The sequence below is a fragment of the Streptomyces sp. NPDC054932 genome, assembly GCF_053610205.1.
Genome location: NZ_JBSGXU010000028.1, coordinates 1 through 21,821 on the forward strand (window position 1 = coordinate 1; position 21,821 = coordinate 21,821).

General features: G+C 70.5%; 21 protein-coding genes and 2 tRNA genes. 20 read left to right on the plus strand and 3 right to left on the minus strand.

Annotated elements, in window-relative coordinates:
- Window positions 1-254 precede the first annotated feature (254 nt).
- From rplU to galE, 5 genes are all read left to right on the plus strand, one after another.
- A complete protein-coding gene (rplU, locus tag ACWGE1_RS10810; RefSeq protein WP_030013082.1) occupies window positions 255-575 on the plus strand; it encodes a 50S ribosomal protein L21 in 321 nt (106 codons plus the stop codon).
- Window positions 576-588: 13 nt separating this feature from the next.
- Entirely contained in the window at window positions 589-843 is a 255-nt protein-coding gene (gene rpmA / locus ACWGE1_RS10815; RefSeq protein ID WP_112446573.1) for a 50S ribosomal protein L27, read from the plus strand.
- A gap of 169 nt (window positions 844-1,012) precedes the next feature.
- Window positions 1,013-2,458 carry a GTPase ObgE gene (obgE, locus tag ACWGE1_RS10820; protein WP_453420183.1) on the plus strand — a complete coding sequence of 482 codons (1,446 nt, stop codon included), beginning with the start codon at window positions 1,013-1,015 and terminating at the stop codon, window positions 2,456-2,458.
- A gap of 70 nt (window positions 2,459-2,528) precedes the next feature.
- Window positions 2,529-4,145 carry a glycosyltransferase family 2 protein gene (locus ACWGE1_RS10825; protein WP_453420184.1) on the plus strand — a complete coding sequence of 539 codons (1,617 nt, stop codon included), beginning with the start codon at window positions 2,529-2,531 and terminating at the stop codon, window positions 4,143-4,145.
- Window positions 4,146-4,240: 95 nt separating this feature from the next.
- Complete coding sequence (galE, locus tag ACWGE1_RS10830; RefSeq protein ID WP_453420185.1) at window positions 4,241-5,254, plus strand: UDP-glucose 4-epimerase GalE; 1,014 nt, start codon at window positions 4,241-4,243, stop codon at window positions 5,252-5,254.
- Window positions 5,255-5,339: 85 nt separating this feature from the next.
- Here galE and ACWGE1_RS10835 read toward each other — a convergent pair whose 3' ends face one another.
- Both ACWGE1_RS10835 and ACWGE1_RS10840 read right to left on the minus strand, forming a co-directional pair.
- Entirely contained in the window at window positions 5,340-6,512 is a 1,173-nt protein-coding gene (locus tag ACWGE1_RS10835; RefSeq protein WP_453420186.1) for a glycosyltransferase, read from the minus strand.
- A complete protein-coding gene (locus tag ACWGE1_RS10840; RefSeq protein WP_453420187.1) occupies window positions 6,509-9,388 on the minus strand; it encodes a bifunctional glycosyltransferase/CDP-glycerol:glycerophosphate glycerophosphotransferase in 2,880 nt (959 codons plus the stop codon). The genes ACWGE1_RS10835 and ACWGE1_RS10840 overlap by 4 nt, the downstream gene beginning before the upstream one ends.
- Before the next feature lie 183 nt (window positions 9,389-9,571).
- Here ACWGE1_RS10840 and ACWGE1_RS10845 point away from each other — a divergent pair, with 183 nt between their 5' ends.
- The 7 genes from ACWGE1_RS10845 (at window position 9,572) to ACWGE1_RS10875 (ending at window position 16,011) form a co-directional block, all read left to right on the plus strand.
- Entirely contained in the window at window positions 9,572-10,573 is a 1,002-nt protein-coding gene (locus ACWGE1_RS10845) for a glycosyltransferase family 2 protein (protein ID WP_453420188.1), read from the plus strand.
- The gene (locus tag ACWGE1_RS10850) at window positions 10,570-11,001 is read left to right on the plus strand and encodes a GtrA family protein (protein WP_453420189.1); all 432 of its coding nucleotides are present in this window, start codon (window positions 10,570-10,572) and stop codon (window positions 10,999-11,001) included. The genes ACWGE1_RS10845 and ACWGE1_RS10850 overlap by 4 nt, the downstream gene beginning before the upstream one ends.
- Window positions 11,002-11,080: 79 nt before the next feature.
- Window positions 11,081-12,208: a glutamate 5-kinase gene (gene proB, locus ACWGE1_RS10855; RefSeq protein WP_453420190.1), complete on the plus strand. Its 1,128-nt coding sequence runs from the start codon at window positions 11,081-11,083 to the stop codon at window positions 12,206-12,208.
- A gap of 34 nt (window positions 12,209-12,242) precedes the next feature.
- The gene (locus tag ACWGE1_RS10860; RefSeq protein WP_453420232.1) at window positions 12,243-12,710 is read left to right on the plus strand and encodes a hypothetical protein; all 468 of its coding nucleotides are present in this window, start codon (window positions 12,243-12,245) and stop codon (window positions 12,708-12,710) included.
- A 150-nt stretch (window positions 12,711-12,860) separates the two neighbouring features.
- Complete coding sequence (locus tag ACWGE1_RS10865) at window positions 12,861-14,144, plus strand: glutamate-5-semialdehyde dehydrogenase (protein WP_453420191.1); 1,284 nt, start codon at window positions 12,861-12,863, stop codon at window positions 14,142-14,144.
- A gap of 77 nt (window positions 14,145-14,221) precedes the next feature.
- The gene (locus tag ACWGE1_RS10870; RefSeq protein WP_453420192.1) at window positions 14,222-14,773 is read left to right on the plus strand and encodes an SCO2584 family spore wall biosynthesis protein; all 552 of its coding nucleotides are present in this window, start codon (window positions 14,222-14,224) and stop codon (window positions 14,771-14,773) included.
- A gap of 68 nt (window positions 14,774-14,841) precedes the next feature.
- Window positions 14,842-16,011, plus strand: coding sequence for an SCO2583 family membrane protein (locus ACWGE1_RS10875; RefSeq protein ID WP_453420193.1), 1,170 nt, complete (start codon window positions 14,842-14,844; stop codon window positions 16,009-16,011).
- Here the strand turns inward: ACWGE1_RS10875 and ACWGE1_RS10880 are convergent.
- Window positions 15,995-17,089: a M48 family metallopeptidase gene (locus ACWGE1_RS10880; protein ID WP_453420194.1), complete on the minus strand. Its 1,095-nt coding sequence runs from the start codon at window positions 17,087-17,089 to the stop codon at window positions 15,995-15,997. The genes ACWGE1_RS10875 and ACWGE1_RS10880 overlap by 17 nt on opposite strands.
- A gap of 139 nt (window positions 17,090-17,228) precedes the next feature.
- On the opposite strand from ACWGE1_RS10880, the gene ACWGE1_RS10885 reads away from it, so the two are divergent.
- From ACWGE1_RS10885 to ACWGE1_RS10920, 8 genes are all read left to right on the plus strand, one after another.
- The gene (locus tag ACWGE1_RS10885; RefSeq protein WP_453420195.1) at window positions 17,229-17,396 is read left to right on the plus strand and encodes a hypothetical protein; all 168 of its coding nucleotides are present in this window, start codon (window positions 17,229-17,231) and stop codon (window positions 17,394-17,396) included.
- Between the two features lie 46 nt (window positions 17,397-17,442).
- Entirely contained in the window at window positions 17,443-18,060 is a 618-nt protein-coding gene (gene nadD, locus ACWGE1_RS10890) for a nicotinate-nucleotide adenylyltransferase (RefSeq protein WP_328790472.1), read from the plus strand.
- A gap of 23 nt (window positions 18,061-18,083) precedes the next feature.
- On the plus strand, window positions 18,084-19,790 hold the full coding sequence (locus ACWGE1_RS10895; RefSeq protein WP_453420196.1) for an LCP family protein: 1,707 nt from the start codon (window positions 18,084-18,086) through the stop codon (window positions 19,788-19,790).
- Between the two features lie 119 nt (window positions 19,791-19,909).
- Window positions 19,910-20,356, plus strand: coding sequence for a ribosome silencing factor (gene rsfS, locus ACWGE1_RS10900; RefSeq protein ID WP_030008628.1), 447 nt, complete (start codon window positions 19,910-19,912; stop codon window positions 20,354-20,356).
- Window positions 20,353-21,009, plus strand: coding sequence for a histidine phosphatase family protein (locus ACWGE1_RS10905; protein ID WP_453420233.1), 657 nt, complete (start codon window positions 20,353-20,355; stop codon window positions 21,007-21,009). Before rsfS ends, ACWGE1_RS10905 begins: the two co-directional genes overlap by 4 nt.
- A 123-nt stretch (window positions 21,010-21,132) precedes the next feature.
- Window positions 21,133-21,205, plus strand: a tRNA-Ala gene (locus tag ACWGE1_RS10910).
- A gap of 143 nt (window positions 21,206-21,348) precedes the next feature.
- On the plus strand, window positions 21,349-21,582 hold the full coding sequence (locus ACWGE1_RS10915) for a hypothetical protein (RefSeq protein WP_008738908.1): 234 nt from the start codon (window positions 21,349-21,351) through the stop codon (window positions 21,580-21,582).
- Window positions 21,583-21,713: 131 nt separating this feature from the next.
- Window positions 21,714-21,786: transfer RNA gene (locus ACWGE1_RS10920), tRNA-Ala, on the plus strand.
- Window positions 21,787-21,821: the final 35 nt, after the last annotated feature.

The window sequence follows — 21,821 nt, forward strand, 5'->3', positions numbered from 1 at the left end:
GCCCCGCCGAGTGGCGGGGCCCACGGCCGTACGGGCCCGGTTTGACCCTCCGGAACCGGCCCCGTAACCTAGACCGTCGGCGTGTCTCAGTGCGCGCCGCGCTCCTGAGCACCTTCCTCACGTTCCGTGCGCGCAAGCGTCGTGCGAGAGAGGCCGCTCGTCCAATCCGGATCGGTGCAGTTCTGTCCTTGGGGCAGGGCCTGCCTGAGCGGCTGGCTTCAGGAGCATCCGTCCCGAGTGAGAGAGAGATCCGCGTGTACGCCATCGTGCGCAGCGGTGGTCGCCAGCACAAGGTTGCTGTCGGCGACATCGTTGAGGTTGACAAGATTTCCACTGCCAAGGTTGGCGACACGGTCGAGCTCTCGACCCTGCTCGTTGTCGACGGCGAAGCCGTGACCAGCGACCCGTGGGTCCTGGCCGGCATCAAGGTCACGGCCGAGGTCGTGGACCACCACAAGGGCGCCAAGATCGACATCCTGCGCTACAAGAACAAGACCGGCTACCGCCGTCGCCAGGGTCACCGCCAGCAGTACACGGCGATCAAGGTCACCGGTATCCCCGCGGCTGCGAAGTAAGAGGGACTGAGACATGGCACACAAGAAGGGCGCATCGTCCACCCGGAACGGGCGCGACTCCAATGCCCAGCGGCTCGGCGTGAAGCGCTTCGGCGGTCAGGTCGTTTCCGCTGGTGAGATCCTCGTCCGCCAGCGCGGCACCCACTTCCACCCGGGTTCGGGTGTCGGTCGTGGTGGCGACGACACGCTGTTCGCGCTGCTGGCCGGTTCGGTCCAGTTCGGCACGCACCGTGGCCGCAAGGTCGTCAACATCGTTCCGGCCGCCTGATCCAGCTTCGGCTGATCGAGCGTTCGTAACTTCCCGAGGGCGGATCTCAGCTCTTCCCGGCGAAAGCCGGGAAGAGAGGTCCGCCCTCGGCGCGTTGTCATACAGACCACGTTTTAATGGGCAGCAAGGCCTGCCCGGGACATTCCCGTATGTATCTGGAGGAACACCCATGACCACCTTCGTGGACCGCGTCGAGCTGCACGTCGCCGCGGGTAACGGGGGCCACGGCTGCGCCTCCGTTCACCGGGAGAAGTTCAAGCCGCTCGGCGGCCCCGACGGCGGCAACGGCGGCCGTGGCGGCGACGTCATCCTGGTGGTGGAGCAGGCGATCACCACGCTGCTGGACTACCACCACAGCCCCCACCGCAAGGCCACCAACGGCAAGCCCGGCGAGGGCGGCAACCGCTCCGGCAAGGACGGCACGGACCTGGTCCTGCCCGTTCCGGACGGCACCGTCGTCCTCGACAAGGAGGGCAACGTCCTCGCCGACCTCGTCGGCCAGGGCACCACCTACGTGGCCGCCGAGGGCGGCCGTGGTGGCCTCGGCAACGCCGCGCTGTCCTCCGCCCGCCGCAAGGCCCCCGGCTTCGCGCTGCTCGGCGTACCCGGTACCACCGGTGACATCGTCCTGGAGCTCAAGACCGTCGCCGACGTGGCGCTGGTCGGCTTCCCGAGCGCCGGCAAGTCCTCGCTGATCTCGGTGCTGTCCTCGGCCAAGCCGAAGATCGCGGACTACCCCTTCACCACCCTCGTCCCGAACCTGGGCGTCGTCACGGCCGGCTCGACCGTCTACACGATCGCCGACGTCCCGGGCCTGATCCCCGGCGCCAGCCAGGGCAGGGGCCTGGGCCTGGAGTTCCTGCGCCACGTCGAGCGCTGCTCGGTGCTGGTGCACGTCCTGGACACCGCCACGCTGGAGTCCGACCGCGACCCGATCGCCGACCTCGACGTCATCGAGGAGGAGCTCAAGCTCTACGGCGGCGGCCTGGAGAAGCGTCCGCGCCTCGTCGTCCTCAACAAGGTCGACATCCCGGACGGCCAGGAGCTCGCGGACATGGTCCGCCCGGACCTGGAGGCCCGCGGCTACAAGGTCTTCGAGGTCTCCGCGGTCGCCCGCACGGGCCTGAAGGAGCTCTCCTACTTCCTCGCCGAGGTCATCGCCAAGGGCCGCTCCCGCAAGCCGAAGGAGGAGGCGACCCGTATCGTCATCCGCCCGAAGGCCGTGGACGACGCCGGCTTCACCGTCACCTACGACGAGGTCGAGGACGTCTACAACGTGCGCGGCGAGAAGCCGGAGCGCTGGGTCCGCCAGACGGACTTCAACAACGACGAGGCCGTCGGCTACCTCGCGGACCGCCTCAACCGCCTCGGTGTCGAGGAAGCGCTCAAGAAGGCCGGCGCCCGCGCCGGCGACGGCGTGGCCATCGGCTCCGACGAGAACGCGGTCGTCTTCGACTGGGAGCCGACCGTCATGGCCGGCGCCGAGATGCTGGGCCGCCGCGGCGAGGACCACCGTCTGGACGCCCCGCGCCCGGCCACCACCCGCCGCAAGGACAAGGAAGCCAAGCGCGGGGACTCGGCGCAGAAGGAATACGACGAATTCAAGCCGTTCTGAGACCCTCCCGAGGGACTTGTGCCCGGAAGGTTTGAAGGCGCCTTTATGTGGGTCGCCTAGGATCTTCCGGGTGAACAGCAGCAACCTCCCCACGGTTTCCGTCGTGGTCATCGCGTACAACGACGCCGGGCTCGTGGGCGAGGCCGTCTCCTCGGCCCTCGCCCAGGGCCCGGTGGTCGCCGAGGTCATCGCGGTGAACGATGCTTCGTCCGACAGCACCGCGCGGGTGCTGGACGATCTGGCCGCCGTCCACCCCCGCCTCAAGGTGGTGCACCGGACGGAGAACAGCGGGGGGTGCGGTACCCCGCGCAACGACGGGATCGCGGCCGCGTCCGGCCGGTACGTCCTCTTCCTCGACAGCGACGACATCCTGCCACCGGGGGCGGCCGACGCCCTGGTGCGCACCGCCGAGGAGCACCGGGCCCCGGTCACCGTGGGCGCGGCGGTCCGGCGCGAGCTGCCCCAGCACCACGACGTGCCGTGGATGCCCGGACTCCACACGCCCGGCGATGTGATCGAGCGGCCGGTGGACCGGCCGGATCTCGTCCGGGACACCCTCTGCGTCAACAAGCTGTACGAGCGCGCCTTCCTGGAGGAGCACGGCCTGCGGTTCCCCGACGGCCGGTTCATCTACGAGGACTTCGTCTTCACCGCCCGCGTGCTCGCCGCCGCCCCCCGCATCGCGGTCACCGGCGACCTCGTCTACGTGTGGCACGTGCGCCGCAGCGCCGCCCAGGTGTCGATCTCCCTGGACCGCAAGGACGTCGGGAACTGGCGCGCCCGCATCGAGGCCCACCGCACGGCCGCCGAGATCCTCGCCGAGGCATCCCCGGTGCTGGGCAGCGCCTGCCGGGTGAAGTTCCTGGAGTACGACCTGCGCATGTACCTGCGCGAGCTCGGCCGGGACCCCGAGTACCAGGCCGCCTGGTGGACCCTCACCAGGGAGTACGTCGACACCTTCCCCGAGGCCGACATCGAGTCCGCCGCGGCCCACGCCCGCTGGATCGTGTCGGTGCTGCGCGCCACCGCGACCCCGCCGGCCGATGTCGAGCGGCTCACCCGGCTGGCCGCCGAACCGCCGCGGCTGCTGCCGCCGTACGCGACCGGCCCCACCGGCGCGCCGGTGTGGAGCGAGGAGCTCCCGGTCGAGCTGGTGGGCCTGCCCGGGCTGCCGGTCGCCGAACTGCCCGTCACCGTCGATGCCGAACCGGCCGGCCGCGGCGCCGTCCGGATCCATCTGCACGACCTGTACGGACGCCTCGCCGAGGCCGGTCCGGTCACCGCCCAGCTGAGCTTCCTGCCCCGTGCGGGCGGCGACCCGGTCCTCGCGCAGCCGGTTGCGCTGCACCCCGACCGCAGTGGCGGCTGGATCGCCGTCCTGCCCTTCCGCCTCTCCGATCTGGCCGTCACGGGCCGGCGCCAGGGGCTGCGCCGGATGCAGGCGTGGAACGTGGGGGTGGGCGTGCAGTGTGCCGACGGGAGCTCGGTGTTCACCTCCTTGCGCCCCCGGGGACGGCTGCTCCGCCGTCGGGCGCTGCCCAGCAGCCGGTACGGTGTTCTGCTGGCGCAGCCCTACCGGACGGGGGCCGGTGCCCTCGCGCTGCGCCTCGCGCCCGGCGCCGAGGGCGCGCTGTACCTCGTACGCAACCGTCTCCACCGGGCCCGGGCGGGCCGTGGGGCGGGCTGAAGGCCCCGGAAGCAGGCCCCGTGGGGCCGTTCCACACCACTGTGCTTTTCATCTGTGCTTTCATCCCGAAGTCGGACAGGACCCAGGAGACACACATGACGTTTCTGATCACCGGTGGCGCCGGATACATCGGCGCGCACGTCGTCCGCGCGATGCGGCTCGCGGGGGAGAAGGTCGTCGTCCTCGACGACCTCTCCACGGGCAACGAGGACCGCGTGCCGGAGGACGTCCCGCTGGTGGTCGGCTCCGTCCTGGACCCGCTGGTCCTGGAGGAGGTCATCCGCAAGCACAGGATCACCGGCGTGGTGCACCTCGCGGGCAAGAAGCAGGTCGGCGAGTCCGTCGAGAAGCCGCTGTACTACTACCACGAGAACGTGCAGGGCCTCACCGTCCTGCTCCAGGCCGTGGCCGCCGCGGGCATCCGCAACTTCCTCTTCTCCTCCTCCGCCTCCGTCTACGGCATGCCCGACGTGGACCTGGTCACCGAGGACACCCCGTGCGCGCCGCTGAGCCCCTACGGCGAGACCAAGCTGGCCGGAGAGTGGCTGGTGCGCGCCGCGGGCAAGGCGCACGGCATCTCCACCGCCTGCCTGCGCTACTTCAACGTGGCGGGCGCCGCGACCCCCGAGCTGGCCGACACCGGCGTCTTCAACCTGGTCCCGATGGTCTTCGAGCGCTACGACGCCGGCCAGGGCGCGAAGATCTTCGGTGACGACTACCCGACCCCGGACGGCACCTGCATCCGCGACTACATCCACGTCGAGGACCTCGCGGAGGCCCACGTGGCGGCCGCCCGCAAGCTCGCCGAGTGGGCCGCGGCCGGCGACCACAAGGACCTCACCGTCAACATCGGGCGCGGCGAGGGCGTCTCCGTCGCCGAGATGGTCGAGCTCCTGAACAAGAACACCGGGCACGACATCGCCCCCGTGATCAGCCCCCGCCGTCCCGGCGACCCGGCGAAGGTCGTGGCCTCGGCGGACAGGATCACCACCGAGCTGGGCTGGAAGGCCCGCCACGACGTCCGGGAGATGGTCGTCTCCGCCTGGGCGGGCTGGGAGGCCAACAAGGTCGCCCGCAAGGACGTCCACCGGGACGTCCACAAGGCCTGAGCCGCCCGACAGGAAGCGGACATGGAGCAGCCCGCCCCGGACGTGTCCGGGGCGGGCTGCTCCGCAGGTGCCGCGGAAGGTCCGGTCAGCGCTCCAGGAAGGAGAACAGCTCTTCCCACCGGTCGGTGATCTCGGCGCTGGAGTAGCGCTGCACCGAGTGGAAGGCGTTGTCCCCGAGCCGGTCGCGCAGCTCACGGTCGGACATCAGCGCGCGCAGGTGCCCGGCCAGCTCCATCGTGTTGCCGAGGCGGGCCAGCAGCCCGTCCTCGCCGTGGTCGACGATCTCCCGTACGCCCGGTGCGCAGTCGAAGGCGGCCGCCGGAACGCCCGCCGCCATCGCCTCCAGCAGCGTGATCGGGAACCCTTCGGCCCGTGAGGCCTGGGCGAAGACCGAAGCCGCGCGCAGCGCGCCCAGCACGTCGTCGGTGCTGCCCATCCACTCCACGGAGTCGTCCAGGCCCAGTGAGGTGCAGTACGCCTTCAGCGTCGCCTCCTCCATGCCCGCCCCGTAGATCTTCAGGGTCCAGTCGGGGTGGTGCGGTGCGACGTCCGCCCACGCGTCGAGCAGCAGGTCGACGCCCTTCTCGAAGGCGAGACGGCCGACGCACGCCACGACCTTCTCCGTGCGCGGAGCGGGGGACCCGGGCATGAAGGGCAGCGGGTTCGGCATGCTCCCCACGTTCTCCATGCCCGCCCGGATCCACAGGTCCGCGTCCTCGGGGGTCAGCACCAGAAGCCGGTCGACCTGCGGGTAGAAGCGGCGCACCCGCTCCCCGCGGGTGGACTTCTGACTGGCCTCGAACGACTCGTGACTCATCCCGATGACGGAGAAGCCCTTGGTGTCGGCGAGGGCCACCCACTCCATCGCCCAGACCTGGGTGACGATGACGACACCGCCCGGACGGGCCGCGCGCAGCAGCTCGCTCAGCTGCTCGGCCTTGACCCGCATCTGCGCCCGCCGGGCCGCCTGGCGGCGCCGCTCGGGCGCGTTCAGCCGGCCCTTGATCCCGCGCAGCCGGCGGGCCGACGGCGGGTGCGCGTCGTAGAGCGTGGTCATCGAGTACGGCAGGTCCTGCGGCAGCTTCTGGCGGATCTCATCGGCGACCGGGGCGATGCCCACGATGTGCACCCGGTGGCCCCGGTCGGTGAACTGCCGGGCCATCTGGTGCGACCAGGTGGTCACGCCGCCGAGTTCGTCGACGTTGTTGGAGACGATGAAGATGTCACGGCCGCCCGGGGTGGCGGTCTGCTGGCTCACTTGCCGCTCCTGGTGAAGAACTTCTCTACGATCTGGCGGGCCGCGTCCCCGCGGTCGTACTCGCCGAACTCGGCGAGGAAACGCTCCCGCGCCTGGGCGTACTTGACGTCCGCCTCCTCGAAGGCGGCGAGCGCCTGCAGGAGTTCGTCCGCCGTGGCCACCACCGGACCCGGGGCCTTCTCCTTCAGGTCGAAGTACGTGCCGCGGATGTCCGTGGCGTACTTCTCGTAGTCGTACGCGAAGAACAGCATCGGCCGGTCCAGGACCGCGTAGTCGAACATCACGGACGAGTAGTCGGTGATCAGTCCGTCGGCGAGGGCCAGCAGCGGGGTGATGTCGTGGTGCCGGGACACGTCGATGACGCGGCCCGCGACGGACGGCGGCAGCGAGACGCTGTTGAGGTAGTGGGTCCGCACCAGCAGCGTGAAGCGGTCGCCGAGCCTGTCCGCGAACTCCTCCACGTCGAAGGGGAAGGTGAAGCCCTCCACCGCGCCGTCCGCGCCCGCGCGGAAGGTCGGCGCGTACAGCAGGACCTTCTTGTCCGGGTCGATGCCGAGCTCGCCGGCGAGGGGGCCGCGGACCCGCTCACCGCTGTTCGCCTCGGTCCGGTGCGCCTCGACGAGGGCGTCGTTGCGCGGGTAGCCCGTGCGCAGCAGCACCTCGTCGCGCAGCCGGAAGCCCTTGGCGAGGGTCCGGGAGTCGTGCTCGGAGCGGATCAGGAAGTGGTCGAAGCGGTCGACGGCCGCCTGGAAGCGGGCCTGACCGGCCCGGCCCTGCGCCTTGGTGCGGGGCTCGTGGAAGCCCATCCGCTTGAGCGCCGAACCGTGCCAGGTCTGGATGTAGGTGGTACCCGGGCGCTTGGCCAGCGCCAGCGGGAAGCCCTGGTTGTCGACCCAGTACTCGGCCTGGGCCAGGGCCCGCAGGTACTGCCAGCTCCAGCGCTTGACCAGGGTGGCCTCCTTGGGGAAGCCGGTGGGCCTGGCGCCCGCGTACGACCAGATGGCCTCGAACGGCGCGCCCTGGCGGACCATCTCCTCGTAGATCGCCTTGGGGCTGTCGCTGTACTGCTTGCCCATGTGGCTCTCGAAGACGACCGTGCCCTTCTTGATCGGCAGCTTCGAGAAGACCTCGTGGTAGACCTTCACCTTCTGCTCGCCGGAGCCGATGTTCCGGCGGGCCCGCAGTGCCTTGCGCAGGCCCCGCTTGACCACGCCGGCCGCCTTGCCCTGTATGGCGTTGTTGATCAGGGACTGGGTGCGGACGGCGGCGGCGCCCTCGGCGCTCAGCACGTAGCTGAGGTTGCCCTTCTTGGTCACCTCGGGCCCGAAGCGGTCGGAGACCAGCCGGGTCAGCCGCGGGCGCACGCGCAGCCGGGCCGCCGAGTCCAGGTCGACCCCGCCGACCGAGACGCGGGTGGTGATCCGCTCGCCGCCGGCGGTCAGCTTGAGGCGGACGTCCCACACGGCGTCGATGATGCCGAGGGGGCGGACGGTGCTCGCGATGTCGGCGGTGCCGGTCCACTCGATCGTGTCACCGGCGTGGCGCACGGTTGCCACGGGGAAGGCGAACGACCGCACGCCGATCTGGCGGCGGGCCCGGAATTCGAGGGTGGCCTTCAGGTCGGCGTCGGCCGGGATCCGGCCCAGCGGATTCACGACGGAGCCGGACATGGTGACCGTGCCGCGGCCGTCGTCCTCGTAGGAGGTGAGGCGGTTGCCCACGGTGAGGGAGGTGAGCGGGGTGGTGTGGAACGCCTGCTCGGTGACGTCCAGTATCCGGCGGGCCTCGGCGGAGTCGGGGCCGTCGATGTGCTGCGAGCACCAGTAGACGCGGCCTTCGCGCTCGGCGAGCGGGGAGGTGAGCCGGCCCTTGTTGGTCATGGCGTCGGCGGCCGGGAGCAGGTTGTCCCAGTCCTCCTTGCCCAGCAGGTACGCGCAGATCGCCTGGAGGTACGTGACGTTCTCGTACGCGGCCGGGTCGATCCCCGCGAGGTAGCCGTTGGCGAGGCGGGCGAACTCCTGGCGGTACTCGTCGCTCAGCAGCGGCAGGTCGCGCAGGTGCAGCACCAGGTCGTGCTTGAGGAACTTGGCGTCCTTCGCGGACTTGATGTCCGTGTGGCCCTTCTCGGCCAGCAGACGGTCGACGCGGCGGTGGATCTCCATCCGGTGGACGAAGTTCGCGATCTCGTGGCGCCGGTTGCTGATCGACAGGGCCGCGGCCTTCTCGACCACGTTCCAGAAGTAGACGTGGTTCGGGATCAGCGTGATGCGGCGCGCGGCCACGTACGCCTGCGCGGAGAAGAGCAGGTCCTCGTAGTGGATGCCGACCGGGAACTCCAGGCCCTGCTCCAGCAGGAACTCGCGCCGGTAGCACTTGTTCGTGGAGAGGGTGTCGTAGACCAGCAGGTCGGGGTACTCGGTGATCGACTCCAGGGTGCGGGTCCGGGCGTAGATCCAGGGGTACCACTCGGTGGTCTTGCCCCACCGGTTGTCGAGGTGCACGCGCACGCACATGCCCGAGACCAGGTCGGATCCGGTCCGCTCGGCGGCGTCCAGCATGTTCCGGCAGGCGTTGCGCTCCAGCACGTCGTCGCTGTCGAGGAACATCACGTACGTTCCGGTGGCCTGCTGGATGCCGTGGTTGCGCGGCGCACCGCAGCCGCCGCTGTTCTCCGGCAGCTGGAAGGCGCGCACTCTCCCCGGATGCGCAGATTCCAGTTCCTGGGCGACCGCGTACGAGCGGTCCTTGCTGCAATCGTCGACGATCACGACTTCGACGCTGTGCAGGGTCTGGTCCAGAACCGACCGGACTGCTGTCGGCAGACGCTCTGCGTCGTTGTAGACGATGACGACCACGGAGACGTCGGGCACGTGCACCTCGATCCCTTCGTTTCGTTTCGTTCAGCTGATTCCGCTTATCTCGTCAAAGCTACCGTGTGCCGCCCTCGACTCCGGCAGCCCGACTCCCGCCCGACCCTCTCCGTGCATACTTCTAAGGAAGAGGTGAGAGGCGGGTCCGGTCGCCGACAATCACCCGTTCGGATCCAGCAGGAAGTGTTCATGACGAAGCTGTCCGTAGTCGTCCCCTGTTACAACGAAGAAGCCGTCATCGACAGCTTCGATGCGGAGATCCGGAGGGTTCTGGACGCCCTCCCCGTCGAGTACGAGGTCTGCTACGTCGACGACGGAAGCCGCGACGGCACCCTCGGCAAGCTCCGGAAGATCGCCGCCGAGTACGGCGACCAGACCCGCTACGTCTCCTTCAGCCGGAACTTCGGCAAGGAGGCCGGCATGCTCGCTGGCCTGCGCGAATCCACGGGCGACGCCGTCGTGATCATGGACGCGGACCTCCAGCACCCGCCGGAGCTCATCGCGACCATGCTGGAGCACTACCGGCAGGGCCACGACCAGATCATCGCCCGCCGCACGCGCGAGGGCGACAAGAAGCTCCGGTCCGCGCTCAGCAGCCTCTACTACCGCGGCGTCAACCGCTGGGTCGACGTGGAGCTCACCGACGGAGTCGGCGACTTCCGTATGCTCTCGCGCCCGGCCGTGGACGCCCTGCTGTCGCTGCCGGAGTACAACCGCTTCTCCAAGGGCCTGTTCTCCTGGATCGGCTTCGACACGGTCCACTTCGACTACCGCAACGCACAGCGCGAGGCCGGCGAGACGAAGTGGAAGTTCGGCTCCCTGCTGAACTACGGCATGGACGGCCTGATCTCCTTCAACAACAAGCCGCTCCGGATCGGAATCTGGTTCGGCGTGTCGCTGGTCGCCCTGACCGGTCTGTACGCGCTGTGGATCACGATCATGGCGATCACCAACGGTGTCGAGTCCCCCGGATACGTCACCCTTGTGGCCATCATCACGGGCCTGGGCGGCGTACAGCTGATCATGCTGGGCCTGATCGGCGAGTACATCGGCCGCATCTACTACGAGACCAAGCGCCGGCCGCACTTCCTGGTGAAGGAGTCGCACGGAGCGCAGCCGCTCCCGCGGGACGGGCGCACCGCCGCCGCCCCGGCCGAGGAGCCGACGATCGTGGAGCGCAGCGCCCGATGAGTCGCAGGGACCAGCTCGGCCAGGTCTTCCGCTTCGCCCTCGTGGGCGGGGTCAACACCGGCACCTTCTTCGGCATCTACCTGCTCCTGCACCCGTGGATGCCGTACTTCGCCGCCTACACCCTCGCCTTCGTGCTGTCGATGATCGGGTCGTTCTTCATGAACACCTACTTCACCTACCGCACCCGGCCGACCTGGAAGAAGTTCCTCCTCTTCCCGCTGACGAACGTCACCAACTACGTCATCCAGTCCGTCGGCCTCTACGTCCTGGTGACCTGGGCCGGGATGGACACCCGGATCGCCCCGCTGGTCGCGGCCGTCGTGGCCATCCCCTTCACCTTCCTGCTCTCCCGCAAGATCCTCGTCCCGGGCGCCGCCCGGGCCGAGGAGGCCCAGCAGGTGGGAGCGGGGGCCTCGTCCAGGGGCTGAAACCCCCGAGCAGCCCCGCGCGGCCACCCCGTAGATTGAGACGGCAGGCATTTTGGGCAACAGGGGCAAGGGGACAGACGTGTCAGCGGCTAGGCAAGGTGTCGTGGACGCCCGCAGGATCGTGGTCAAGGTCGGCTCCTCCTCCTTGACCACCGCGGCGGGCGGACTCGACGCCGACCGGGTGGACGCGCTGGTCGACGTCCTCGCCAAGGCCCGCAGCGGAGGCGAGAAGGAGATCGTCCTCGTCTCCAGCGGAGCCATCGCCGCCGGACTCTCCCCGCTCGGCCTGCGCCGCCGTCCCAAGGACCTGGCCCGGCAGCAGGCCGCCGCGAGCGTCGGGCAGGGCCTGCTCGTCGCGCGCTACACCGCCTCCTTCGCCCGGTACGGCGTCCGCGTCGGCCAGGTGCTCCTGACCACGGACGACACCAGCCGCCGCGCCCACTACCGCAACGCCTACCGGACCCTCGACCAGCTCCTCGCGATGGGCGCCCTGCCCGTCGTCAACGAGAACGACACCGTTGCCACGGACGAGATCCGCTTCGGCGACAACGACCGGCTTGCGGCCCTCGTCGCCCACCTGGTCCGCGCGGACCTCCTGGTCCTCCTCTCGGACGTGGACGGCCTCTACGACGGCGACCCCTCCCAGCCCGGCACCACCCGCATCGAAGAGGTCAGCGGGCCCGAGGACATCGCGCACGTCTCCATCGGCAGCGCAGGCAAGGCGGGCGTGGGCACCGGCGGCATGGTCACCAAGGTCGAGGCGGCCCGGATCGCGGCCGCCGCCGGGATCCCCGTGGTGCTGACCTCCGCGAGCCAGGCCGCCGACGCCCTCGCCGGACGGGGGACCGGCACGCTGTTCCACGCCACCGGGCGCCGCTCGGCGGACCGGCTGCTCTGGCTCCAGCACGCGTCGACCCCGCAGGGGCACCTGGTCCTGGACGACGGCGCCGTCCGCGCCGTCACCCAGCGGGGCAGCTCGCTGCTGCCCGCGGGGATCGCGGCGGTCGAGGGCGACTTCGTCGCCGGGGACCCGGTGGAACTGCGCTCGGCGGACGGCCGCGCCGTCGCCCGGGGCCTGGTCAACTTCGACGCGAAGGAGCTCCCGCAGCTCCTCGGCCGCTCCACTCGCGAGCTCGCGCGGGAACTCGGACCCGCGTACGAGCGGGAGGTCGTCCACCGGGACGATCTGGTCCTGCTGGAGGGCTGAGGTTCGGCAAAAGCGCAGCGCGGCTGCGCGTGGACTGGTCAACTGTGAAGGGCGGACCGACCCGCGTGATGGAGACAGGAGGCGACTGGTGAGACGAGCGCTGACCAGCGTCGGCACAGGGGACGGTGACGGCGGCGGTGGCGGGGAGGAGCAGGATCACGCGTCGCGCCTGTGGCACGTGACCCTGAGCGTCTCCGGCAAGCCGGCCCTGCTGTCCGAGGTCCGGCGCGGGCTGGAACAACTGGCCCACGACCACCCCTTCCTGCTGACCAGCCGGTACGCCGACGACCACGCGGAGATCCGCTACTGGGAAGAGGCCCGCGACCTCCACGACGCGGCGGCCGTCGCCCTGCGCCTGTGGGGCGAGCACCGCTCCTCGGCGCAGCTCCCGCCCTGGGAGATCGTCGGCCTGGAGGTCATCGACCGCGCCACCTACCACCAGCGGGTGGCGGAGGGCTACGGCCCGCCCCCGGCCCACCCGGTGGGCGTCCACCCGTACTAGCTCCCACCCCGTCGGGAACCATCCGGCCCCGTCGGAGGGGCGGGGCGGGGAGAAGGCCCCGTGCAGCGGCCCCGCAGTCGGCCGGCGCCCGCCGTCTCGCGGGGTGGAACCCCGGCGGCCGGCCACCGGCTGGGGATTACCCTGGGCGGCATGACCTCGCTCGATGCCGCCACCGCCACCTCGCCCGTCATCGCCACCGCGCAAGCGGCCCGCACCGCCGCCGCGGCGATCGCCCCACTCCCGCGGTCCGCCAAGGACACCGCCCTGCTGGCGATCGCGGACGCGCTGGAGGCCCGTACGGCCGAGATCATCACCGCCAACGCCGTGGACACGGACAAGGCCCGCGCCGCCGGTACCAGCGAGACCGTCATCGACCGCCTCACCCTGACCCCGGAGCGGGTCGCCGCCATCGCCTCCGACGTGCGCGACGTCGCCGCCCTGCCCGACCCGGTCGGTGAGGTCGTCCGCGGCAACACCCTCCCCAACGGCATCGACCTCCGGCAGATCCGCGTCCCGCTCGGCGTCGTCGGCATCATCTACGAGGCCCGCCCCAACGTCACCGTCGACGCCGCCGCCCTCTGCCTCAAGTCGGGCAATGCGGTCCTCCTGCGCGGCAGTTCCTCCGCCTACTCCTCCAACACCGCGCTCGTCGCCATCCTGCGGGACGCCGTGGAGAGCGCCGGCCTGCCCGCCGACGCGATCCAGCTCGTCCCCGGCGAGTCCCGTGACTCCGTCCGTGAGCTGATGCGTGCCCGCGGCCTCGTCGACGTGCTCATCCCGCGCGGCGGCGCCTCCCTCATCAGGACCGTGGTCGAGGAGTCCACCGTCCCGGTCATCGAGACCGGTACCGGCAACTGCCACGTCTACGTCGACGCCAAGGCCGACCTGGACATGGCGGTGGACATCCTCATCAACTCCAAGGCCCAGCGGCCCTCCGTCTGCAACGCCGCCGAGACCCTCCTCGTCCACCGCGACATCGCCGACGCCTTCCTGCCGCGCGCCCTCGACGCGCTCGCCGACGCCGGCGTCACCGTCCACGGCGACGCCCGGGTGCTGGCCGCCGCCGAGGGCAGCAAGGTCACCGCCCTGCCCGCCACGGACGAGGACTGGGCGGCCGAGTACCTGTCCTACGACATCGCCGCCGGTGTCGTGGACTCCCTCGACGACGCCGTCACCCACATCCGCCGCTGGACCTCCGGTCACACCGAGGCGATCGTCACCACCTCGCAGGCCGCGGCGCGCCGCTTCACCCAGCTGGTCGACTCGACCACGGTCGCCGTGAATGCATCCACTCGGTTCACGGACGGTGGTCAGTTCGGCTTCGGTGCCGAGATCGGCATCTCCACCCAGAAGCTGCACGCCAGGGGCCCGATGGGCCTTCCTGAGCTGACCTCCACCAAGTACATCGTCACCGGAGACGGTCACATTCGGTAGTCGAGCCCTGAGCGCGGTGTGGCCGGATTTCGGCGGACACCCTGCCCAAGGAGGCCCCCCAGGTCTAGGCTGGTCCCGTGCCGGACGACGTGGGGGGCAAGCCGTTCCCGGACGACGGGGAGCCCGACGACGACCGCGGAGGCGCGGAGTACGACTTCGCCTCCGTGGTGTTCGACGAGGACTTCGTCCGGAACGCCGAGATCCGTGAACCGAGTGCCGCCGAGCGTCAGCGCGCGGCCGACCGGGCGCGCGCGGAGGCCGAGGCCGCCCGTGCCGTGCCGGGCGGCTGGACGGGCGAGGACGACTACGACAGCTACGGTTACGGCCACCCCGACGGGTACGACGACGACCACGGCTGGGACCACGAGCGGGGCCACGAATACCCGGACGGCCCGTACGGGGCCTACGGCGGCAGCCTGCGCCCGTACCGCGGCCGCGCCCCCTGGCTGCGCCCGGTCGCCTGGGTGCTCGCCTTCGTGATGGGCCTCGGCATGGTGGCGCTCGCCTTCAGTGCCGTCTACCGCAGTACCTCGGGCGAGGCGGACCCCGCTCCGGCGCCCGCCAGCACCCCCAGGGGCGAAGTCACCGGCGTCGGCGCGTTTACGTACCCCTCCGTTCGCCAACCCTGAAGGTACGACCCCACTCGCATACGCCGGAGCTGGGGGCTTCTCTGAAGCGGGGACAGCGGGGAGAAGCGATGGCCGTGCCAGGAGATCCACCCAACAGCACCCCCGAGGGCATGGGCGGGGGCGACGACGAGTTCCGGTCGGACGAGTACCGATCGGTGGTGTTCGACGAGGACTTCGTCCGGGCTGCCCGGCTCCAGGAGTACTCCGCACAGGAACGCATGGGCGAACACGCCCGCGCGGTACGCAGCCGCTCCATCTGGTCCGGCAGCGGCGCCGCGTCCGGGACCGGCACGCCCGGCCGGGGCGCCCGGCAGGGCATGCTGCTCGTGCTGCTCATCGCCACGGCCTTCGCCGCCGCCGTCTACATGGGGCTGCGCAACCCGTACGTCCCGCCGGCCGGGGGTCCGGCCCAGGCGCTCAGCAGCACGGTGGTCCCGCTCGCGCCGGCCACCGTGGTGCCCGCCGGGCGGCCGGTCGATCTGTACGCGAAGAGTCCCGCAGCCGACTACCGGGTCGGGGCGGCCGGGATCACCCTGCCGGCCGTGCGCCGCACCCACCACTTCACCGACGCCCAGGTCGTCACCGCGCTGTCCGTCGCCAAGGACTACCTCGTGCAGTCCTCGCTGGACCCCGACATCCTGGCCGGCGCCGCCTCCCGGCCGGTGCGCGTCCTGCTCGATCCCGACCAGCTGGCGCAGTTCGACCGCAGCATGACCTCGCCCTCCGGCGACGGCCGCCACGCGGCCACCGGCTGGCTGGTCCGCTTCGACCAGGCCACCGCCGTCGTGGCCGATTCCCGGGTCCGGGTGAGCGGAACGATCGCCTTCGAGGAGGTGGGCCAGGACGTGCTGGAGGTCACCACAGACCACACCTTCGTGTACGCCGTACGTCCGGCCACCGGAGCCCCGGCCGCGGCCGACGGCGCCTCGCTCTTCACCGTCCGCCGCGAGCTGCGGCTGCGCTTCGACCGCGAGGACCTGGAGGCCCGGCGGCTCGAGCTGGCCTCGGCCTATGTGATGGCGGGGCCGCAGGACTGCTCCGCCGACCCGGCCGGGGGCTTCCGCCCGGTCCTGGCCGGAGCCGGCCCGACCACCGTGGGCCCGGCCGCGAGCGACCCGTACGCCAGCGGCCAGCCGCGGCGCACGGCCGGGCTGTGCGGTGTGCTGGCACAGCCCACGACCCCGCCCACGAACCAGCCCACGGCCCCGCAGGCCCGTCCCGTCAGCCCTGCTCCGTAGCGCCGCTCCCGCCCTTGCCCTCGGCCGTCCTGCCGGTGCCGGATCCGCCGGAGGCGCCGGCGCCGGTGAACTTGTCGCGGAGCTTGCCGCCCAGGTCGCCCGCGCCGCCCGCGATGTCTCCCACCAGCTTCAGCAGCGGGTCCTTGCTGGTGCGCACCGTGTCGGCGTAGTGCGCGGCGGACTGCCGGAAGGAGTCGGTCACCGAGGCGTCCTTGTCCTCCTCCCGCCGCGGGTAGTGGCCGTCCATGATCCGCTGGTGGTCGCGGCTCTCCGCCCACTTCTTCAGCTCGGCCGCCCGCACCGTGGTGAAGGGGTGCGTCCGGGGCAGCAGGTTCAGGATCTTCAGCACGGAGTCGCGCAGGTCGCCGCTCGACTCGTACTCCTCGGCCTGGGCCAGGAAGGCGTCCACGTTCATCTCGTGGAGGTGGTTGCCGCCCGCGATCTTCATCAGCCCCCGCATGGAGGCCTGTACGTCCTGCCCCACCAGCAGACCGGCCCGGTCGGCCGAGAGCTCCGACTTGCGGAACCACTCCCGCAGCGCGGTCACGATCGTCATGATCGCCACATTGCCCAGCGGGATCCACGCGATCTTCATCGCCAGGTTGGTCAGGAACAGCAGGATCGTGCGGTAGACCGCGTGCCCCGACAGCGCGTGGCCCACCTCGTGGCCCACCACCGCCCGCATCTCCTCCTCGTCGAGGAGCTCGACGAGGCCCGTGGTCACCACGATGATCGGCTCGTCCAGGCCGATGCACATGGCATTGGGGTTCGGGTCCTGCTGCACGTACATCTGCGGGACCTTCTCCAGGTCCAGGATGTAACAGGCGTCGCGCAGCATGGCGTGCAGATGCGGGAACTGCGTCTCGCCCACCCGCACCGATTCCGACAGGAACAGCAGCCGCAGGCTCCGCTCAGGGAGCAGTCCGCTCAGGGCCTTGAACACCGTGTCGAAGCCGCTCAGCCTGCGCAGCGCAACCAGCGCGGAGCGGTCCGCAGGATGCTCGTACGCCCTTGAGGAAATACCGGGGAACCTCCTGCGGTCCCGTGCCGGTGCCTTCTCGAATCCCGTATCCGTCATAGCGCCCTCCCCTGGATGGAACTGCTCGACCCTGCGTCTATCCTCTCCAACGCCTGAGTCGGCGTGAGCGTGCCCCAGGCCCCCGCATACGATGTGAGCGAAGTCTCCGCCCGCTCCCGACTCGATAGGTACCTGCCTGATGAGCCTCTCCTCCACCGCCCACAACCTGGTCGTCCTCGCCTCGGAGGGGGCCGAGCAGCACGGCGGCAACCACGACAGCCTGAACCCGTACCTGACCGGCGGTGGCGCGTTCCTCATCCTCATGCTGATGCTCTGGGTGACCACGCGCCTGAACCGCGACCGCTGAGCCCGCCGAGACCGCAGCGTCCCCCGGGCCAGTAGGCTCTGCGCTCATGGGAGAGCAGGAGATGCCTACCGGTCCGGTCAAGCGCCGGCTCGGCGTGATGGGCGGGACATTCGACCCGATCCACCACGGACACCTGGTGGCCGCCAGCGAGGTGGCCGCCCTTTTCCACCTCGACGAGGTGATGTTCGTGCCGACCGGCGAGCCGTGGCAGAAGTCGCAGCGGGCCGTGTCGCCCGCCGAGGACCGCTACCTGATGACGGTCATCGCCACGGCCTCGAACCCGCAGTTCTCGGTGAGCCGCATCGACATCGACCGCGGCGGGCCGACGTACACCATCGACACCCTGCGGGACCTGAAGGCGCAGAACGACGACGCCGATCTGTTCTTCATCACCGGTGCCGACGCGCTTGCGCAGATCCTGACCTGGCGCAACGCCGAAGAGCTCTTCTCGCTCTCCCACTTCATCGGAGTCACCCGGCCGGGCCACGTGCTCACCGACGACGGACTGCCGAAGGGCGGCGTCTCCCTGGTGGAGGTGCCCGCGCTCGCCATCTCCTCCACCGACTGCCGCGCGAGGGTCGCCCAGGGGGATCCTGTCTGGTACTTGGTGCCGGACGGTGTGGTGCGCTACATCGACAAGCGTGAGCTGTACCGGGGAGCCTGAGCTTCCGGAGAGAGGGGCCCGCGGTGAACGACCGACAGGATCCGTACGACCCGTATGCCGCCCAGGAGCAGCAGCTCATCGGCTACGACGCGTACGGGCGGCCGGTGTACGGCCAGGTGCCCGCGCAGCCCGCCCAGCCCGCTCCGTCCGCCGCGCAGCAGTACGCGCAGCAGTACGAGCAGCAGTACGGCTACGACCAGCAGGGCTACGGCCAGCAGCAGCCGCAGCAGTACTACCCGCAGCAGCCGGCCGCCCCGGGGTACGGGCAGGAGTACGGGCAGCAGGAGTACACCCAGGCGCAGCCCGCCTACGGGTACGACACGCAGCAGACCCAGCAGTGGATCCCGCAGCAGGCCGCCCCTGAGCCCCAGGCCCCCGCCGGGCGGCCGGCCGCCCAGGTCCCCGAGCCGCGCCGGCCCGACAGCGAGCCGGGCGGTGACACCGGCGGCGAGCGCGCGGCGGACCGGGACTACCGCACCGAGATGTTCGCCTTCATCGACCAGCCGGACGAGGACTCCGAGGACGTCATCGACTGGCTCAAATTCACCGAGAGCCGCACCGAACGCCGCGAGGAGGCCCGCCGCCGCGGCCGCAACCGGGTGGTGGCGCTGATCGTCGTCCTCGCCCTGTTCGTCGTCGGCGGCCTCGGATACCTCTGGTACGCGGGCAAGCTGCCGTTCCTCGAGGGCCCCGGGGACAAGAAGACGGGCGCGACCGCCGACGCCGGCTCGCAGAAGCGCGACATGATCGTCGTCCACCTGCACAACACCAAGAAGGGCGGCACCTCCTCGGCGCTGCTCGTCGACAACGTCACGACCAAGCAGGGCGCCACCGTCCTGCTGCCGAACACCCTCGGCGTCACGCTCCAGGACGGGACGGCCACGGCCCTCGGCAAGTCCGTCGAGGAAGGCGGCCTCGGCACCCGCGAGGCCCTCGACTCGGTGCTCGGCACCAGCATCGGCGGCACCTGGCGCCTGGACACCCCGTTCCTGGAGAACCTGGTCGAGCTGGTCGGCGGCATCGAGGTCGACACCGACACCGCGGTCCCGGCCGACGAGGCGACCAAGGCCCCGGCCGTGGCCCAGGGGCAGAAGCAGAGCCTGAGCGGGCCCATGGCCGTCGCGTACGCCACCTTCCGCGGCCAGGGCGAACCGGAGGCCAAGCAGCTGGAACGCGTGGGCAAGGTGCTCCAGGCGGTGCTGCGCAAGGTTCCGAGCGATCCCAAGGCCGCGGCGGTGACCGTCGAGAGCATCGGCCAGATCCTCGATCCGGCCCTGAACGCGCAGACCCTCGGGGCGCTGCTGTCCCGGCTCGGCCAGCACGCCAAGGTGGGCGCGTACCGCACCGACGTCCTCGGCGTGAAGCCGGACGGCACGCTCACGGACGACGCCAACAAGAAGGTCGTCAAGGAGGTGCTGGGCGGCTCCGTCGCCGCGGCGCAGCCCGGTGCGGCCCCGCGCGTCGGCCTGAAGGACGCCACCGGCGACGAGAAGACGCAGATCGCGGCGAAGGCGGCGCTGATGAACGGCGGCTACACCTTCGTGGACGGCGGCAAGGCCGACAAGACGGCGTCCACCTCGCAGATCACCTACCAGGACGACGCGCAGCGGGACCGTGCGATCGAGGTCGCCAAGACGCTGGCGCTGCCCGAGACGGCCGTGAAGAAGGCCGAGAGCACCGTGAACGCGGAGATCGTGGTGATCCTCGGCAAGGACTACAAGGCGTCCTGACCAGGTCTACGGAGGGGCCCCGAGGGGGCCCGCGCCCGCGCGGGACGTTCCGCGCGGGCGGTGTCGGCGGTACATGAGACCCTTGTAAGGATCTGCCCGCCAACCCGAAAGCATGGCCAGTGACCGCCACGGACCGCTCCATCGAGCTCATCACCGCCGCCGCCCAGGCCGCGGCCGACCGGCTCGCGCACGACATCATCGCGTACGACGTCAGCGACGTGCTGTCGATCACCGACGCCTTCCTGCTCGCCTCGGCGCCCAACGACCGCCAGGTCAAGTCGATCGTCGACGAGATCGAGGAGCGCCTGCTCAAGGAGCTCGGCGCCAAGCCGGTGCGCCGCGAGGGCGACCGCGACGCCCGCTGGATCCTGCTCGACTACGTCGACATCGTCGTCCACGTCCAGCACAGCGAGGAGCGTGTCTTCTACGCGCTGGAGCGCCTGTGGAAGGACTGCCCCGAGATCGAGCTTCCCGAGGACGCCAAGCTCACCATCGGCAAGGCCGAGGAGCACGCCAAGCTGCGCGAGGCGGCGGGCGACGACGAACTGGACGGTGATCTGTTCTGAGCGCGACCACCTCGGGCAAGTCCGGCAGGAAGATCGTCCTCTGGCGGCACGGCCAGACCTCGTGGAACCTGGAGCGCCGCTTCCAGGGCTCCACGGACATCGAGCTGACCGAAGCGGGTGTGGCGCAGGCGCGCCGCTCCGCGCGGTTGCTCGCCTCGCTGAAGCCGGACGCCATCGTGGCCTCCGACCTGCGGCGTGCCTCCGACACGGCGGCCGAGCTGGCCGCCCTCACGGGGCTGACGGTGTCGCGGGACCCGGCGCTGCGCGAGACGTACGCCGGCGAGTGGCAGGGCCTCACGCACGACGAGATCCTCGAGAAGTACGGCGAGCAGTACGCGGCGTGGAAGCGCGGCGAACCGGTCCGCCGCGGCGGCGGTGAGCTGGAGACCGAGGTCGCCGACCGCGCCGCGCCGGTGGTGCTGGAACACGCCGGACGGCTGCCGGAGTCCGGCACGCTCGTCGTGGTCAGCCACGGCGGCACCATCCGTACGACGATCGGGCGCCTCCTCGGCCTGGAGTCGTACTACTGGGAGGGCCTGGGCGGGCTCTCCAACTGCTGCTGGTCTGTCCTCGGCGAGGGCGCGCGCGGCTGGCGCCTGCTGGAGCACAACGCCGGCACGCTGCCGGAACCGGTGCTCGGCGACGACGACTGAGCGGCTTTCCGCCGCCCCCCGGCGGGGCTACCACCCGGATTTCACTTTCCGGCTGGTCACAGGCTAGAGTTCTTCTTGTTCGCAGCGCAGAACACCGGAGACGGGGGGAGCGCAGCGGAGAGCGGGGCTATAGCTCAGTTGGTAGAGCGCCTGCATGGCATGCAGGAGGTCAGGAGTTCAATTCTCCTTAGCTCCACAATCAGGATCCCGTCCCCAACAGGGGGCGGGATCCTTGCTTTTGTACCCTTTGCGTTTGCTGACCTGGCCCGCACCGGCATGGCAGAATCGGACCGCCGGAGGGGGAGACGACGGCCCGACGCGGGAGGGAGTCGCTGACGGATGGGTGCACACCGGCGCCGGTGCGACTGGTGCAACAACGGCACGCCGATCGTGCGGGACATGGACCCGGTCAACCCCGACTACCAGTACTGGTGCGAGGAATGCGCGCGGGCGCTGATCATAAAGGGCGACCCGATCGAGACGTACCGCGAGCTGGAAGGGGAGCCGATCTACGGCCGGCTGCTCGACGAGCACTGCACGCTCAAGCGGTTCTATCAGTTCGCGAGAGCGTGACAAGTTGGATCAAATCGGACATGGCCTGTGGTCGGTGGAAACCGATTTTTGGACCAGGGCCATGACCGTGTAATGTTTGGGACGTCGCCAAGGGGAACCGGCAAGGGAAACCGAAGCGGCAAGCACAACAAGGGGCTATAGCTCAGTTGGTAGAGCGCCTGCATGGCATGCAGGAGGTCAGGAGTTCAATTCTCCTTAGCTCCACAGTGAAGAAGCGGGCCACCCGGATCGGGTGGCCC

Bases quoted from the DNA above. Each gene is read 5' to 3' on its own strand.
- rpmA (WP_112446573.1), top strand. From the start codon at position 589: ATGGCACACAAGAAGGGCGCATCGTCCACCCGGAACGGGCGCGACTCC.
- obgE (WP_453420183.1), top strand. From the start codon at position 1,013: ATGACCACCTTCGTGGACCGCGTCGAGCTGCACGTCGCCGCGGGTAAC.
- galE (WP_453420185.1), top strand. From the start codon at position 4,241: ATGACGTTTCTGATCACCGGTGGCGCCGGATACATCGGCGCGCACGTC.
- ACWGE1_RS10845 (WP_453420188.1), top strand. From the start codon at position 9,572: ATGACGAAGCTGTCCGTAGTCGTCCCCTGTTACAACGAAGAAGCCGTC.
- ACWGE1_RS10850 (WP_453420189.1), top strand. From the start codon at position 10,570: ATGAGTCGCAGGGACCAGCTCGGCCAGGTCTTCCGCTTCGCCCTCGTG.
- ACWGE1_RS10865 (WP_453420191.1), top strand. From the start codon at position 12,861: ATGACCTCGCTCGATGCCGCCACCGCCACCTCGCCCGTCATCGCCACC.
- ACWGE1_RS10875 (WP_453420193.1), top strand. From the start codon at position 14,842: ATGGCCGTGCCAGGAGATCCACCCAACAGCACCCCCGAGGGCATGGGC.
- ACWGE1_RS10880 (WP_453420194.1), bottom strand. From the start codon at position 17,089: ATGACGGATACGGGATTCGAGAAGGCACCGGCACGGGACCGCAGGAGG.
- ACWGE1_RS10885 (WP_453420195.1), top strand. From the start codon at position 17,229: ATGAGCCTCTCCTCCACCGCCCACAACCTGGTCGTCCTCGCCTCGGAG.
- nadD (WP_328790472.1), top strand. From the start codon at position 17,443: ATGGGAGAGCAGGAGATGCCTACCGGTCCGGTCAAGCGCCGGCTCGGC.
- ACWGE1_RS10915 (WP_008738908.1), top strand. From the start codon at position 21,349: ATGGGTGCACACCGGCGCCGGTGCGACTGGTGCAACAACGGCACGCCG.